This window comes from Streptomyces naganishii JCM 4654 (assembly GCF_014650575.1).
Classification (GTDB): domain Bacteria; phylum Actinomycetota; class Actinomycetes; order Streptomycetales; family Streptomycetaceae; genus Streptomyces; species Streptomyces naganishii.
The window spans coordinates 212,863-226,375 of sequence record NZ_BMVF01000004.1 but is presented as its reverse complement, the minus strand read 5'-3'; the positions used below and the strand labels follow the sequence as shown (position 1 = coordinate 226,375).

The window sequence follows — 13,513 nt, the reverse complement described above, 5'->3', positions numbered from 1 at the left end:
CGCCGGTCGGCGGTCCAGGTCACCGGCTGAACGTCATCTGAACCTGCCCCGGCCGCCGTTCACTCCGAGCGGGACAACTGCTCGCGCACCCACGCGGGGTCGGGGTTGGTGTGCGGTCGCCCCGCCACGAAGACGGTCGGCACGGTCTCGTTGCCGTCGTTGGCCTCCCTCACCAGTGCCGCTCCGGCCGCGTCGCGCCAGATGTCGACCCAGTGCAGCCGACGGGCGTTGACGCCCAGCCGCAGGCGCAGCCGCAGACAGTAGGCGCAGCCCGGCCGCCAGAAGACCACCGGCCGGCCGTCGAACGCGCTGCGGCGCTCCGCCTCCTGGGTGCTGACCGACCTCGGGAAGATCACAGGCGAGTTGACCGCCGCGAACAGCACGAACAGCGGCAGCAGCACGGCGGCCGTGCCCGCGTCTCCCCGCAGGGCCAGTGCGGTGGCGGCGCCCACGCCGCACAGCACGAACAGGATCGGCAGCACCCAGACACGCTTCATGACACCGCAGGCTAACGACGACCGGGCGCACACCGCGAACGCGCCGGGCCGGGAGGGACGTTGACCGACAGGCGAACCATGGAGGGCGGGCGGCCCGTGCTGTTCGACCGAGGGCGCTGCGGCACCGGCGACGGCACGGGCATCGGACTCGCCCTCGCCTACGAGCCGGCCCTGTCGCCGGGCGGAAGGCTCTCCGTGAGCAGCAGGGCTCCGGCCACCTTCACCCCGCTGGTCCCGGTCCGGGAGGCCGGCTGCGAGGCCCGGGCGCCGGCCGGCGGCCGAGCGCGGCTCTAGCGGTATGCCACGCTCTCGCGCTCACCCCTGTGGTGCGGACAGCGGCAGAAGCCGGGGCCGTGCCGGTGATCGCCGACAGGAGGCGTGCTCGCGCTGATCAACAGCTCGGCGCACCGCGCGCGCTCCGCGGTGTCGACCATGCGGTCGCTGTCGGAGGCCGCGTTGGCCAGGCTGGTGCAGCACATGGTCAGCAGCAGGGCGCCGACCAGGAAGGGCATCCTCCTGCGGGCGGGCGGCGGCGCGAGCAGCGCCCGTACCCGCTGGGGGACCTCGCCGCCGGTCGCGGCGAGCGCGGGGCGGGCGGCGCCGGTGGAGGCGAGGGCGGCCCGGCCGACCGCGTGGGCGACCACCGGCCGGTCGCCGACCCTCGTGGCGGCCTCCTCGTCGGCCCAGCGCTCCAGGACGAAGGCGCCGGTGCCGGCCAGGGGCCGCAGCAGCGGGTTGGCGGCGGCCGCGAGCCGCCACAGGGCGAGGAAGAGGTGGTGCCTGCCGCGCAGGTGGGCCCGTTCGTGGGCCAGCAGGGCCGCGCGTTCCTCGTCGGTCAGGCGGCGCAGCATCCCCTGGGACACCACGATCCGGCCGGGTGAGCCGGGCAGGGCGAAGGCCACCGGGGTGTCGTCGTCGAGCACGGCCAGTTCCGTGTCGCCGGGCAGCGCGGCGCACTCCCGCCGGGCTCGCACGACCAGGCGGACCTGGCGGACGGCGGCCACGCCCAGGGACGCGACGCTCGCCGTCAGGACGAGGGCGCTGACGGCGGCGACGACGAGGTACACCGGGTCCTCGGCGCGCAGCGCGCTCGCCGACCAGTGGCCCTCGGCGGCGACTTGGGGGATCTGCGCGACGCCTGTGAAGGCCAGCAGGGCGAGGGAGCCGGTCCAGCCGACCGCCGTGACGAGCGCGGCGCAGGCCAGGGCCCAGGCGGCGGGGCGCGGACTGAGGCCTCGGGCCAGGCGCGGGGCGAGCAGGGTGAGGAGGGCCGTGACGGCGAACGGGACGTAGACGCTGATCAGCACCGGCTCACCGCTTCCCGTCCGGGCCCTCGCCCCGCGCCTCGTGCGCGGCCAGGAGCTGGTGCAGCAACTGCTCGTCCTGCGCGGAGAGTTCGGACACGAAACGGGTCAGCACCGCCTCGCGGTCGGACCCCTCCTCCAGCAGCGAGCGCATCCGCCGGGCCGTGTGCGAGGCCTCGTCACGGACGGGGGCGTAGGCGAACCCGCGGCCCTCCCGGTGCCGGACGAGCATGCCCTTGTCGTACAGGCGGGACAGGATCGTCAGCACGGTGGTGTACGCCAGATCGCCAGGCAGCCGCTCCATGACCTGGCGGGCGGTCAGCGGGCCGTCGGCCGCCCACAGCGTCGCCAGTACGTCGCTCTCCAGTTCACCGCGCGCACGCCGGCCCGGATTCTCCGGGTTGTTCGGGTCGCTCACCGTCCGCCCTTCCTCGCCTGTGATGCCGACAGGCTACCCGGTGACCTCCTACGAGTTGTAGGAGGTATGCTCCGGGCTTCGACAGGTGAACTACTACATGTCGTAGAGCCGCCAGCTCTCCCGACGGCCGGAGGACCAGCCATGCCCCACGCCGGACGCACCCTGCCCGCGCCCGCCCTCGCGGACGGCGTACCGCGCCCCCGGGGCGAGGCCGCCGCGGGCCGCCGGATCGCCATCGTCTCCGCGAGCGTCGGCGCCGGGCACGACGGCGCCGCCGCCGAACTCGCCCGCCGGCTGACCGCGGACGGCTTCACCGTCGACCGGTACGACCTGCTGGACCTGCTGCCCGCCGGCCTCGGTCACGCCGTCCAGGAGGGCTACCACCGCATGCTCGTCCGCGCGCCCTGGGCCTACCAGCGCATCTACGCCGGCACCGAGCGCGCCGGGGGCGGCGGCCCCGCGGCACGCGCGCTGTTGCGCACGGCCGAGGACCGAGTGCTGCGCGCCCTCGCCCCGGGCACCGGCGCGGTCGTCTCCACCTACCCCGGGGCCAGTCGCGTCCTGGGCGATCTGCGCCGCTCCGGGCGGCTGGCCGCCCCGGTCCTCACCTATCTGACGGACTTCTCCGTGCACCCGCTGTGGGTGGCGGACGGCGTGGACGTCCACCTCGCGGCCCACGCCGTGCCCGCCGCCCAGGCGCGCGCCGCCGGCGCGCGGGACGTACGGGTGCGCGGGCCGGTCACCGATCCGCGTTTCCGGCCCTGCGACGCGGCGGAACGCGACCGCGCGCGGGCCCGGTTCGGGCTGCCGCCGCGCAGTCCGCTCGCCCTGCTGGTCGCCGGGTCCTGGGGCGTCGGGCCGGTCCGCAAGGTGGCCCGGGAGGTGCGCGACTGCGGCGCCGCCGTGCCGGTCGTCGTCTGCGGGCGCAACGAGGCCCTGGCGGAGCGGCTGCGCGCCGACGGCATCGAGCACGTGTACGGCTGGGTGGACGACATGCCCGGCCTGATGCACGCGGCCGACGTCCTCGTCCAGAACGCCGGCGGGCTCACCTCCCTCGAGGCGTTCGCGTCCGGCCTGCCCGTCGCCGGCTACCGCTGCATACCCGGCCACGGGCTGACCAACGCCGCAGCCCTCGACGAGGCCGGCGCGGCCGTGTGGATCCGCGATCCGGGCGACCTCAAGACCGTCCTGCGCGATCTGATCGAGGGACCGCTCGGGCCGCGCCTGCGCGAGACCGGCCTCGGCCTGTTCGCCGGGACACCGGACGAGGGCCCGGCCGCCGAGATAGGACGCGTGCACCGCGCCGGACTCCCGCAGCCCGGCCGGCAGCCGAGCCCGCAACCCGGCCGGCAGCCAAGCCCGCAGCCGGGGCGGCTGCCGGGCCGGTGGCCCGCTGCCCGCCGGCGCCCCGCACCTCGCCTGGCCGCCACCGTCGCGGTGGCGTGCGCCGCCTGGGCGTGCGCCGTCGGCACGGGCATCGCGACCACGTACGACGGCTTGGGCCTGGCGCACGCCATAGGCCACGGGCTCGACCTGGACGACGTCGCCCCACACCACGGCCACCGACCGGAAGGCCACCACTCGTGAACACCACCCGCGCACTGCGCACCGCCGCCTTGGCCGCCCTGCCCGTGCTCGCCGCCGCCCACGCCGCCCCAGCCGTGTCCACCTTCGGGCCGCTGCGCAACCGCGTCATGCCCCGCCTGTCCGGCCGGGGCCGCCCGGACCACGTCGCCCTGACCTTCGACGACGGCCCCGACCCCCGCTCCACCCCGCACTTCCTGCGCCTGCTCGCCGAGCGCGAGGTGCGCGCCACCTTCTTCCTGCTCGGCCGGCAGGCGCACCGCTCACCCGGCCTGGTCCGCGAGATCGCCGCCGCAGGCCATGAGATCGGCATCCACGGCCGGCTCCACCGCCCGCTCCTCCTGCGCGGCCCCCGCGCCACCTACGACGACTTCTCCCGCGCCCGCGACACGGTCGCCGCGATCACCGGACGGGAGCCCACGCTGTTCCGGCCGCCGTACGGCGTCATGTCGACCGCCGCTCACCTGGCCGTCCGCCGCCTCGGTCTCACCCCCGTCCTGTGGACGTGCTGGGGCGAGGACTGGACGGCCCGTGCCACGCCCGAGTCCGTGCACCGCACCGTCGTCCGCGACCTCGACGGCGGGGGTACCGTCCTCCTGCACGACTCCGACTGCACCTCGGCGCCGGGCGCCTGGCGCTCGGCCCTGGGCGCCCTGCCCCGCATCCTCGACACCTGCGCGGAGCGCGGCTTCGAGGTCGGCCGGCTGTGCGACCACGGCTGGGCCGGCCCCGACGCCCGTCGACGGGGCACGCGTTCGGGGCGCCGTTCGTCCACAGTTCTGTAGACGCCGACGACCCCGGCGGAAGGCCGACGGAGGACCAGTGGCATGCGGCCCAGAATCCGGATCGCCGAGGACGACCACGCCTGCGCGACGTACCGCGGCGCGGCCTGTCCGACGAGGACGGCCCCTGCTGCCGCCTGGCCGGCGCCGTCGGCGGTGAGGTGTTCTACGGCATCGGACACGCGCCGGGGGCCGGGTTCACGGCCGGCCTGCCCGCCGGGTGACCGGGGCCGGCTCACCCCGCACCGGACGGCCGGCGGCCCGGCGCTCCCGCACCTGCGCGTACGCCATCAGGCCGAACAGCACGGCGAGCAGGACCGCGGACGAGCCCGCGGTGCCGAGATCCAGGCCGCCCTTGGCGACCGGCTTGGTCAGAAAGTCCCCGGCGGTGGCGCCGAGCGGGCGGGTGAGCACGAACGCGATCCAGAAGAGCAGCACGTTCGGCACCGCGGGCACCTTCATCAGCGCGGCGAGGACCGCCAGCAGGCCGGTCACGAGCAGTGCGCCGCCGCCGTAACCGAGACCGGAACTGTCGGACAGGAAGTCGCCCATGGACGTGCCCAGGGTGTTCGACACGAGGATCGCCGACCAGAACAGCGCCTCGCCCCGGAACGTCACGATGTCGCGGATCCGGAACGTCATCCCGCTCACCTTCCACACGAGGAAGATCGCCAGGAGGAGTGAGACCAGGACGGCTGCCCCGGCCGGATAGCCGAGCCCCAGGCCCTGAGGGCCGAAGCCCAGCGAAGTCGCGCCGCCCGACAGGTACTTCGCGCTGGCGTCGCGGTTCATGAAGTCGGACATCGTGGTGCCGGCCATGCTGGTCGACAGGATCACGGTCCAGTAGAAGAACGGGTTGTAGCGGCGGGAGCGCAGCTGCACGGCCAGCGTCACCACGAAGACCAGGAACAGCGCGATCGTGGTGAGGAAGTAGCCCAGCCTCAGGGTCTGCGCGAAGAGGTCGCCCGCCGTCTCGCCCAGGGTCGTCGCGGCGATCTTCATGATCCAGAACGCGAGTGTGACCTCGGGCAGCTTCTTCACGACGGACCGGGCCGTGCCCGACGTGCCCGTCACGTCGACACCGGTGAGGACCTCCGACTTCTCCAAGTCACCTTCTCCTGTCCGGTTCGGACGCGACGGCGGCCGCCCCGGAGACAGGTGGGACGGGCGCCCTGCGGGACGAGTCGGCCGCGGCGGTGGCCGAGATTCCCGAGCGTGGCACAAATGTCGTGAACCATGCCGAACACGGACTACGCGGCAGGTCGGACCGCGTGTCGGGTCGGCCGGGCGGGCGACGAGCCGGCGGCGACACCGGCTCGGCCGCGCGGTCGCCCTCGCCTGCGCCGCCGCCCTGCTCGTACCCGGCCCCGGGCTGTGGCTGCGCCGCGGGCAAGTAGGCGGGTCACGCGGTGTCGTGCGGGGCTGTCGCCGCGTCCCGTGACCTGTCCCGTCCTGTGTTCCGTGCCGTGTGGAGGACTTCGCGGGCCTGTTCGGCGGCGCGGGTGATGCTTTCGCTGATGAAGTCGAGGAAGCGGGCGATGTTCTCCAGGCGGTGCGCGGCGGGTGTGTGGGCGCCCAGCACGGCGACGCCTTGGCGTGCGGTCTCGACGAGCTGGTCGTTGGCCCGGGCGCTGGCGATGGTCGCCTGGTAGAAGAGTTCGTCGTCGACGATGTAGCGGTCGCGGCGGCGTTCGTCGCGCTCCCTGCGGACCAGGCTCTGGCTCTCCAGATAGGCGATCGCCTTGGAGATGGACGCCGGGCTGACCTGGAGGCGCTGGGCGAGCCGGGAGGCGGTGAGGCTGCCCGCGTCGCTGGTGAACAGGCAGGTCAGCACTCGGGCAGGCATCTTGGGCAGGCCGGAGGCCATGAGGACGGTGGTGAGTGTCTCCTCGTACTCGGCCACGGCCTCGGCGTCACGTCCGTGCGGCTGGGCGACCGGCTGCGTCTCGCGGGCGGATGCGGCCCCGCGCCGGTGGGCGCGGCGTTCGGTGGCGCGATGGGCGAGGTCGGCGCGGTACGCGGTGGGGCCCCCGTTGCGCATCACCTCGCGTGTGACGGTCGAGGTCGGCCGGCCCAGGCGGCGGGCGATCTCGGCGTAGGGGAGGCTGTCGGCCAGCCCCAGCGCGATCTGCCGGCGTTCCTGCTGGGTGAGTCTGCCTCCCGGCATCGCGCTTCTCCCTGATGTGTCTCGCGGCGGTTCCTGTGCTCGGAGCATAGCGTTCACTGATCACTCATTGCAATGATGGTGCGGACAGACGTTGCGTTGCCTATCCATACATTGCAACAGTTTCTGACCTCTGAACTGCGTAAATGCTGAGATAGTGCAACAATTTTGTTGCCTCACTTTGGAAAGCAACGTAGCTTTTCCAATATCAGAAACACGAAACGAAGATGCGAGCACAGGAGAGCATGATGCAGAAGTTCGACACCTCCGCCCCGGTCTCCGCCGTCCTGGCCATCCCCGCCGGGCGTGTCCAGCTCATCGCCGCCGACCGCGGGGACACCACCGTCGAGGTCCGGCCCGCCAACCCCGCCAAGGGGCGCGACGTCAAGGCCGCCGAGCAGACCACCGTCGCCTACGCCGACGGAGTCCTGCACATCCACGCCCCCGAGCAGGGGAACCGGCTCCTCGGCCCGTCCGGTTCCGTGGAGGTCACCGTCCAGCTGCCCGCCGGCTCCCGCGTCGAGGCCCAGACCGAGGGCTGTGAGTTCCGTGCGGTCGGCCGCCTCGGCGACGTCGACTTCGAGGGCGCGTACCACCGCGTCAAGATCGACGAGGCCGCGAGCGTCCGGCTGGTCGCGCTCGACGGCGACGTCGAGGTCGGCCGGCTGGGCGGTCCGGCGCGGATCAGCACCACGCGGGGTGACATCCGCATCGCCGAGGCAGTGTGCGGCACCGTCACCCTTCGCACCCAGTCCGGCGACATCTCGGTCGGCGCCGCCGCCGGCGTCCCGGCCACCCTCGACGCCGACACCGGCTACGGCCGTATCAGCAACACCCTCAAGAACGACGGCACCGCCAAGCTCGACATCCGCGCCACCACCTCCCACGGCGACATCACCGCCCGCGGCCTCTGACGGCGCGGAACCGCGCGACAGGCCGCACGTCCGCACGCACACCGACGCAACGCAATGCGACTCGACGCGATCAGGGGGAACGCATGACGAACAACAGCACATCGGCGGCGACCGGTTCGAAGTGGACCGGCATGGTGCCGGTCGACGACACGGCCCTGGCCGTCACCGACACCGGCGGCGCCGGCCTCCCGGTGGTCTACCTCAACGGCCAGTTCGCCACGCAGGGCTACTGGCGCCGGGTCGTCGCCGAACTCGGGCCGCGGTGGCGGCACATCACCTACGACGAGCGGGCCCGGGGCAAGTCCGGGCGCTCGGCGGACTACTCCTTCGAGGCGGCCGTCCGCGACGTCGACGCGGTCCTCGCCGCCAGGAACGTGGACCGGGCGCTGGTGGTGGGCTGGTCCTACGGAGCGGTCGTCGCCGCGCATTGGGCGTGCCGGAACCCGGAGCGTGCCGTGGGCGCGGTGCTGGTCGACGGCGCGTTCCCGTACGACTGGCTGGATGACGCCATGGAGGAGCGCATCCGCAAGCTGTTCCGGCGCCTGGGCTGGTTCACCCCGCTGCTGCGCCCCACCGGCCTGACCCCGCGGATGACCGCCGCACAGCAGGCCGAGAGCAACATCGAGCTCGGCAGGCTCTCCCGACGCGGCGAGTTGGGTCCCGTACTGGACGGCATCACCGTCCCGACCCGGTACGTCGTCGCCTCGGGAACATCCTTCGGGAGCCGGGGCGACGAGCAGGAGCAGATACGCGCCGGCCTGGACGCCGCTACCGCGAAGAACCCGCACATCGAGATCGCCGCGAAGGTCGCGAGCAACCACGGTGCGCTCCTGCGCAAGGACTTCCCGGCCATCGCCGGGGCCGTGCGCGAGGTCGCGGCACTGGGCGGCGGGGAACGCTGAACCACTGGCCGGCGCCATTGGCCGGTGCCGCTGGCCGGCGCCACTGGCCAGTGGCCGCTGGGCTGACGGCCGGACGTGTCACGCCGGTCGTCAGTCCTCGTTCCGCCTTCTCGTCGGTCTCGTCGGTCTCGTCATGGTCGCCCTTGTCGGTCAACTGCCCTGTGCGCAGGGGCGGTTGTTCCCTACACTCGCGCGTATGTCGATCACGAGCGCAGTTGTCCGGTACCTGACAGGGCTGGCCTCGGCCGTCCTCCTCCTGACAACCGCACCAGGAGCGGTCGCCGCACAGTCCAGCGCCCCGGCGGTCGCCGCACAGCCCGCCGCCCCGGCGGCCACCGCCTGGCAGCCGCCCCTCTCCACTCGCGGCCGGTACATCGTCGACGCCGAGGGCAACCGCTTCCGGCTGAAGGCGGCCAACTGGGACGGCGCACAAGGATCATGGACAGGCAGCGGCAGCAGCACCGACCCCGCCAACCAGCACGCCGGACAGAACTCCTACGGCATACCCCTCGGCCTGGACCGGGTGCCCCTGTCCAGGCTCCTCGACGACTTCCACGCCCTTGGCATCAACAGCATCCGGCTGCCGTTCTCCAACGAGATGATCCACGAGACGTCGCCGGTGCCCGACGCCGCCGTCGCCGCCAACCCCCAACTACGCGGCAGGACACCCCTGCAGGTCTACGACGCGGTCGTGGCCGCCCTCACGGGCAGCGGCTTCGCCGTGATCCTCAACAACCACACCAACACCTCCCGCTGGTGCTGCGGCATCGACGGCAACGAGCGCTGGAACAGCAGCCAGTCCACCGCACGGTGGGCGGACGACTGGGTGTTCATGGGCCGCCGTTACGCCTCCGACCCTCGCGTGGTCGGAGCCGACCTCTACAACGAGGTACGCCGTGACGTCTTCGACGACCCCAACTGGGGGCTGGGCGACGACCATGACTGGTACGCCGCGGCCCAGCTCGCCGCCGACCGCATCCTCACCGAGGCCAACCCCGACCTGCTCATCGTCGTGGAAGGCATCAACTGGACCGGCCTGCCCGTCGACGGGCTTCCGCACGGCCGCCCCCTGCTCACACCCGCGCGCACCCTCTCCCACACACTCGTCGCCACCCATAAACTGGTCTACTCCGCCCACTTCTACGGATACACCGGCCCCCGTCACAGCGGCGCGACCGGCATCGGAGAGACCCACGACGCCCGCTACCAGGACCTCACCCGTGACCAGCTCTTCCAAGCCCTCACCGACGAGGCGTTCTTCGTCGAGCAGGAGAGCGGCAATCACTTCACCGTACCCGTGTGGATCAGCGAGTTCGGCATCGGGGCGGGTGAGACGGGGGCCGCCGCGCGGGCGTGGTTCGGCAACGTCACCGACTACTTCGCCGACCACGACGCCGACTTCGCGTACTGGCCGCTGGTGGGCTGGGAAGGCCACGACGACTGGGCCCTGCTGCGCTACGACACGGGCGGGCACCGGTACGGCATCCTCGACGGCGGCGACTGGCGCGGTACCGCGTGGAACCACCTCGTGACCGCGCCGACCCGCAACGGACCACTCGCCCCGGTCCCGGTCTGGCGGATGCTCACCACCGACCACGGCGACCACGTGCAGTCGCTGCGGGTGAGAGCGGGCGGCGACTGGGACACGGGCGCCTACAAGGCCGCCTGTCCCGACGGCCTGCGGCTGGCGGGCATCGGGCACACGTCGGGACGCGGGCTGTGCACCGACGTCACCGCCGGCGACCTGCGCGCCGAGGGCAACGCCCAGACCGTCGTCACCGACGAGCGCTACGTCCCCGCCGGGGGCGACTGGGCCTCGGGCTACACCAAACTCCAGTGCCCCTCCGGGCAGTACCTCATCGGCTACAGCCGCCGCGGCGGCCGGCTGTCCGCCGCCCTGTGCGCCCCGGCGCGCACGCCCCTGGCCGGTACGGGGCGCACCGTCTGGTTCGACCGCTCCGACAACCGCCCCGCCGGCGCGGACGGCGGCGACTTCGCCTACGGCGACTACAAGGGCCAGTGCGCCGACGACGAGTACGCCGCCGGGATCGCCTTCACCACCCGCGTGGGCAGCGCTCGCGGCCCGGCCGCCCTGCTGTGCCGCCGTCTGCCCTGACTAGGCGTCCGGGCCGTCGGCCGTCGGCGGCACCTCGACGACGAAGAACAGAAAGCAGGTCCTGCTCGAAAGTTCGCGGGATTCCTCGGGAAACAACTCGTGTGCGGCCGGGTCGGGTTGCGGCTCGCTGATGGCGGTGATGCGGAAGCCGGCGGCGGTGAAGGCATCGGTCATCGCGTGCAGGGGCTTGCGCCAGAACCTCATCGGGAACGACTGCCCGTCGAAGGTCCAGTGGAAGGTGTAGCTGGTGGTCGCGAAGTAGTCGGGCCGGCGATCCCCGAACGTGTAGGCCACGAAGGGGTGGTCCACCGACGCGATCAGCCGGCCGCCCGGCCTGAGCACGCGCCGTATCTCCGCAAGGGCCGGCCCCCAGTCCTCCAGGTAGTGCAGGACCAGCGAGGCGACCACGTCGTCGAACGCGCCGTCGTCGAACGGCAGGGGGCCGCTCAGGTCGGCCAGGCGCAGTTCCGCGTCGGCGCCCAGGCGCCGCCTGGCCAGTGTCAGCATCCCGGCGCTGGCGTCGACACCGGTGACGGCGGCCCCGCGCTGAACCAGCGCGGCGGACAGCGCGCCCGCCCCGCAGCCTGCGTCCAGGATCCTGCGGCCGGCCACCTCTCCCGCGAGGGCCAGCATCGCGGGCCGCGCGTAGTAGGCGTTCACGAGGTTGTTCTCGGTATGAGCGACGTACGCCTCGGCGAAGCTGTCGTAGTCGTTCTCCACCACTGAGGTCACAGCCTTTCTCAGCCCTTCTGAGCTTTCCTGAGCCCTTTCACGGGAAGAAGCGGCCCGCGCTCGGATGGTCCTGGGCGCCGTCCACGCAGATGTTGGCCCCGTTGACCCCGCCGGCCCGGGGTGACAGCAGGAAGCACGCCACGTCCGCGACCTCCCGCGGTTCGACCAGCCGCCCACCGGGGAAGTCGTCGCGGGCGAAGGCCTCGTACTGCTCCGGCCGGTGGTCCCGGAACCACGCCCAGCCCCCGCCCTCGAACATCACCGAGCCTGGACTGAGCGCGTTCACACGGATGCCGCGCGGGCCCAGTTCCTGGCCGAGCGTGGCGGCGAGATGGATCTCCGCCGCCTTCGCCGGGGCATACGACGACTTCGGGCCCGGCTTCCATCCCGTGATCGACGCCACGACGAGCGCGCTCCCGCCCCCGCGCTGCTCGAAGTGCGGCACGGCGCAGCGGATGGCGTGGGCGGCGTGCAGCACGTTCAACTCGTACGTCCGCAGCCAGTCCTGTGGCGTCGAGTCCAGCAGCCCGCCCCCGGACACCCCGCCCGCGTTGGCGACCAGCAGGTCCAGCCCGCTCATCCGCTCGGCCGCCTCGTCGACGGCCCGGGCCAGCGCCTCCGGATCGGTGACGTCCGCCGGGATGCCGGGCAGCCCCGACTCCCTCAGCCTTTCCGGATCCCGTCCGCAGACGGTGACCTCCGCCCCCTCCTCGCGCAGCGCCCGGCCGATGGCCAGCCCGATGCCGCTGCTCCCTCCGGTGATGAAGGCCGTCTTTCCCGCGAGTCCCAGATCCACCTCGGCAGCCTGTCAGCACATGTCCAAGCGATCAACCCGGTCGCCCGCCGAAGCCGGAAGTCGCTGCCCGAACCGGCCTGTTACGACCGCGGCGGCTACGGCGGACTGGCGAACATGTTCATGATCTGGTGGGATCACCGGGTGCTCGGTTTCCTTCTCCGTTTTCTGCCCTTCTGGGTCCGTGAGCCCCTGCTCATCCTGATCGGGTCCGTTCTCGGCGTACGCATCACGTATCTCGCGGTCCGCGATCACGACCAGGTCGCGGCCCTGCTCGGCGTGGTGTTCCTGGTGTTCACCGCGATACGCGTGTACGTGGTGGTACGGGCCGTTCGCGCACGCCGTAACGGAAGTCCGGCGGCGACCGCGGAGGGCGTGGCGGTCGGTGTCCCTGCAGAAACCCAGGCACAGGCCCATGCGCAGGCGCAGGCGCAGGCGCATGCGCAGGAGGCTCAGGCCGCGGTGGGGCCGCGTCCTGGCCCAGGTGCTCCGCAGAAGGAGCCCAACGTGTGGGGGCAGGCGATCGCGGCCGTTGCCCTGTTCGGGGCGCTCGGGGGCGCGCTGTGGGTGGCCCCGTACGTGATGCCGGGCGACCACACCACGCCGAAGCCGGCCTCGTGCTCGGACGGGGAGGACGAGAAGCTGCCCAAGGCATACAAGGAGACACCCCGGGCCGTGACCGGTGAGGAGCTGTGCAAGGCGCTGAACCGGCCCGACCTGGCCCGGCTCCTCGGTACCCCCCAAGAGACCGCCACCTCGGCCTCGAGCAGCAACAACACCGCCGCCCTGACGGACGGGAAGGTCGCCGAGCCGGAGGCGGAGGTCAGGTTCGACACGTACACGGTGAACGTCTCGGCCACCTACAACAAGCTGACGACCGCTCAGTACATCAGACTCAAGCAGCTCGGTGGCGAGCAGTACGTCAAGACGCTCACCGTGCTCGGCCGGCCCGCGGTCTTCTCCTCGGATCACACCATGAAGTTCGAGATCAACCTCGGCAGCGGCGGAACCGGCGGACCGGTCCAACAGGGCCCCTTGGCCAGGACCCTGTCGGTGGCGTTGGACCCGAAGGACCGGGGCGGCTCCTACGACTTCACCGTGTGGAGTGAATCCGGCGCCCTCCCGGACGACGACGTCCTCCTCCACATCGCCGAAAAGGTCCTCCCCGCAATCCCCGAACGAACGGTCCACTGATTCGCCGCCCCGGATGCGTGGGAGCCGCAGAAGCCGGTGACGGCCCTCTCACCCCCGCCGCCGGGTATGAGATCGGAGATCGGGTTGACGGACTCGGTCCGGATCAACTGGGT

At 72.6% G+C, this 13,513-nt stretch carries 15 protein-coding genes; 7 read left to right on the top strand and 8 right to left on the bottom strand.

Going from position 1 to position 13,513, the window contains the following annotated elements; translation table 11 throughout:
- Nucleotides 1-59: 59 nt before the first annotated feature.
- Nucleotides 60-497, bottom strand: a complete 438-nt coding sequence (locus IE217_RS08990; RefSeq protein ID WP_190177210.1) for a glutaredoxin domain-containing protein — start codon at nucleotides 495-497, stop codon at nucleotides 60-62.
- Nucleotides 498-557: 60 nt separating this feature from the next.
- Here IE217_RS08990 and IE217_RS08985 point away from each other — a divergent pair, with 60 nt between their 5' ends.
- Nucleotides 558-791, top strand: a complete 234-nt coding sequence (locus tag IE217_RS08985) for an ATP-binding protein (RefSeq protein ID WP_190177209.1) — start codon at nucleotides 558-560, stop codon at nucleotides 789-791.
- Here IE217_RS08985 and IE217_RS08980 read toward each other — a convergent pair.
- On the bottom strand, nucleotides 788-1,804 hold the full coding sequence (locus tag IE217_RS08980; protein ID WP_190177208.1) for a M56 family metallopeptidase: 1,017 nt from the start codon (nucleotides 1,802-1,804) through the stop codon (nucleotides 788-790). The genes IE217_RS08985 and IE217_RS08980 overlap by 4 nt on opposite strands.
- Nucleotides 1,805-1,808: 4 nt before the next feature.
- Nucleotides 1,809-2,219, bottom strand: a complete 411-nt coding sequence (locus IE217_RS08975) for a BlaI/MecI/CopY family transcriptional regulator (protein WP_190177207.1) — start codon at nucleotides 2,217-2,219, stop codon at nucleotides 1,809-1,811.
- A 141-nt stretch (nucleotides 2,220-2,360) separates the two neighbouring features.
- On the opposite strand from IE217_RS08975, the gene IE217_RS08970 reads away from it, so the two are divergent.
- Both IE217_RS08970 and IE217_RS08965 read left to right on the top strand, forming a co-directional pair.
- Complete coding sequence (locus IE217_RS08970) at nucleotides 2,361-3,806, top strand: glycosyltransferase (RefSeq protein ID WP_190177206.1); 1,446 nt, start codon at nucleotides 2,361-2,363, stop codon at nucleotides 3,804-3,806.
- Nucleotides 3,803-4,588, top strand: coding sequence for a polysaccharide deacetylase family protein (locus IE217_RS08965; RefSeq protein ID WP_190177205.1), 786 nt, complete (start codon nucleotides 3,803-3,805; stop codon nucleotides 4,586-4,588). The genes IE217_RS08970 and IE217_RS08965 overlap by 4 nt, the downstream gene beginning before the upstream one ends.
- A 195-nt stretch (nucleotides 4,589-4,783) precedes the next feature.
- Here the strand turns inward: IE217_RS08965 and IE217_RS08960 are convergent, their stop codons facing one another.
- Nucleotides 4,784-5,692, bottom strand: a complete 909-nt coding sequence (locus IE217_RS08960; protein ID WP_190177204.1) for a COG4705 family protein — start codon at nucleotides 5,690-5,692, stop codon at nucleotides 4,784-4,786.
- A gap of 295 nt (nucleotides 5,693-5,987) precedes the next feature.
- On the bottom strand, nucleotides 5,988-6,752 hold the full coding sequence (locus tag IE217_RS35355) for a MarR family transcriptional regulator (RefSeq protein ID WP_190177203.1): 765 nt from the start codon (nucleotides 6,750-6,752) through the stop codon (nucleotides 5,988-5,990).
- Between the two features lie 245 nt (nucleotides 6,753-6,997).
- Between IE217_RS35355 and IE217_RS08950 the strand changes: the two genes are divergently transcribed.
- From IE217_RS08950 to IE217_RS08940, 3 genes are all read left to right on the top strand, one after another.
- Nucleotides 6,998-7,663: a DUF4097 family beta strand repeat-containing protein gene (locus IE217_RS08950; protein ID WP_190177423.1), complete on the top strand. Its 666-nt coding sequence runs from the start codon at nucleotides 6,998-7,000 to the stop codon at nucleotides 7,661-7,663.
- 83 nt (nucleotides 7,664-7,746) lie between these two features.
- Entirely contained in the window at nucleotides 7,747-8,565 is an 819-nt protein-coding gene (locus tag IE217_RS08945; protein WP_190177202.1) for an alpha/beta fold hydrolase, read from the top strand.
- Between the two features lie 196 nt (nucleotides 8,566-8,761).
- On the top strand, nucleotides 8,762-10,681 hold the full coding sequence (locus IE217_RS08940) for a glycoside hydrolase family 5 protein (RefSeq protein ID WP_190177201.1): 1,920 nt from the start codon (nucleotides 8,762-8,764) through the stop codon (nucleotides 10,679-10,681).
- On the opposite strand, the gene IE217_RS08935 is transcribed toward IE217_RS08940, so the two are convergent.
- The 3 genes from IE217_RS08935 to IE217_RS35210 are packed head-to-tail and all read right to left on the bottom strand — an operon-like array spanning nucleotide 10,682 to nucleotide 12,647.
- Nucleotides 10,682-11,413, bottom strand: coding sequence for a class I SAM-dependent methyltransferase (locus IE217_RS08935; protein ID WP_229865133.1), 732 nt, complete (start codon nucleotides 11,411-11,413; stop codon nucleotides 10,682-10,684).
- A 37-nt stretch (nucleotides 11,414-11,450) separates the two neighbouring features.
- The gene (locus IE217_RS08930) at nucleotides 11,451-12,209 is read right to left on the bottom strand and encodes an SDR family NAD(P)-dependent oxidoreductase (protein ID WP_190177200.1); all 759 of its coding nucleotides are present in this window, start codon (nucleotides 12,207-12,209) and stop codon (nucleotides 11,451-11,453) included.
- Between the two features lie 12 nt (nucleotides 12,210-12,221).
- Nucleotides 12,222-12,647 (bottom strand): hypothetical protein, encoded by a 426-nt coding sequence (locus IE217_RS35210; protein WP_308432708.1) that lies wholly within the window; start codon nucleotides 12,645-12,647, stop codon nucleotides 12,222-12,224.
- Here IE217_RS35210 and IE217_RS08925 point away from each other — a divergent pair.
- Nucleotides 12,582-13,400 (top strand): DUF6215 domain-containing protein, encoded by an 819-nt coding sequence (locus IE217_RS08925; protein ID WP_308432707.1) that lies wholly within the window; start codon nucleotides 12,582-12,584, stop codon nucleotides 13,398-13,400. The genes IE217_RS35210 and IE217_RS08925 overlap by 66 nt on opposite strands.
- Nucleotides 13,401-13,513: the final 113 nt, after the last annotated feature.

Excerpts from the sequence above, each read along its gene's own strand:
- IE217_RS08950 (WP_190177423.1), top strand. The coding sequence starts at position 6,998 with ATGCAGAAGTTCGACACCTCCGCCCCGGTCTCCGCCGTCCTGGCCATC.
- IE217_RS35210 (WP_308432708.1), bottom strand. The coding sequence starts at position 12,647 with ATGCGCCTGCGCCTGCGCCTGCGCATGGGCCTGTGCCTGGGTTTCTGC.
- IE217_RS35355 (WP_190177203.1), bottom strand. The coding sequence starts at position 6,752 with ATGCCGGGAGGCAGACTCACCCAGCAGGAACGCCGGCAGATCGCGCTG.
- IE217_RS08945 (WP_190177202.1), top strand. The coding sequence starts at position 7,747 with ATGACGAACAACAGCACATCGGCGGCGACCGGTTCGAAGTGGACCGGC.
- IE217_RS08990 (WP_190177210.1), bottom strand. The coding sequence starts at position 497 with ATGAAGCGTGTCTGGGTGCTGCCGATCCTGTTCGTGCTGTGCGGCGTG.
- IE217_RS08970 (WP_190177206.1), top strand. The coding sequence starts at position 2,361 with ATGCCCCACGCCGGACGCACCCTGCCCGCGCCCGCCCTCGCGGACGGC.
- IE217_RS08940 (WP_190177201.1), top strand. The coding sequence starts at position 8,762 with ATGTCGATCACGAGCGCAGTTGTCCGGTACCTGACAGGGCTGGCCTCG.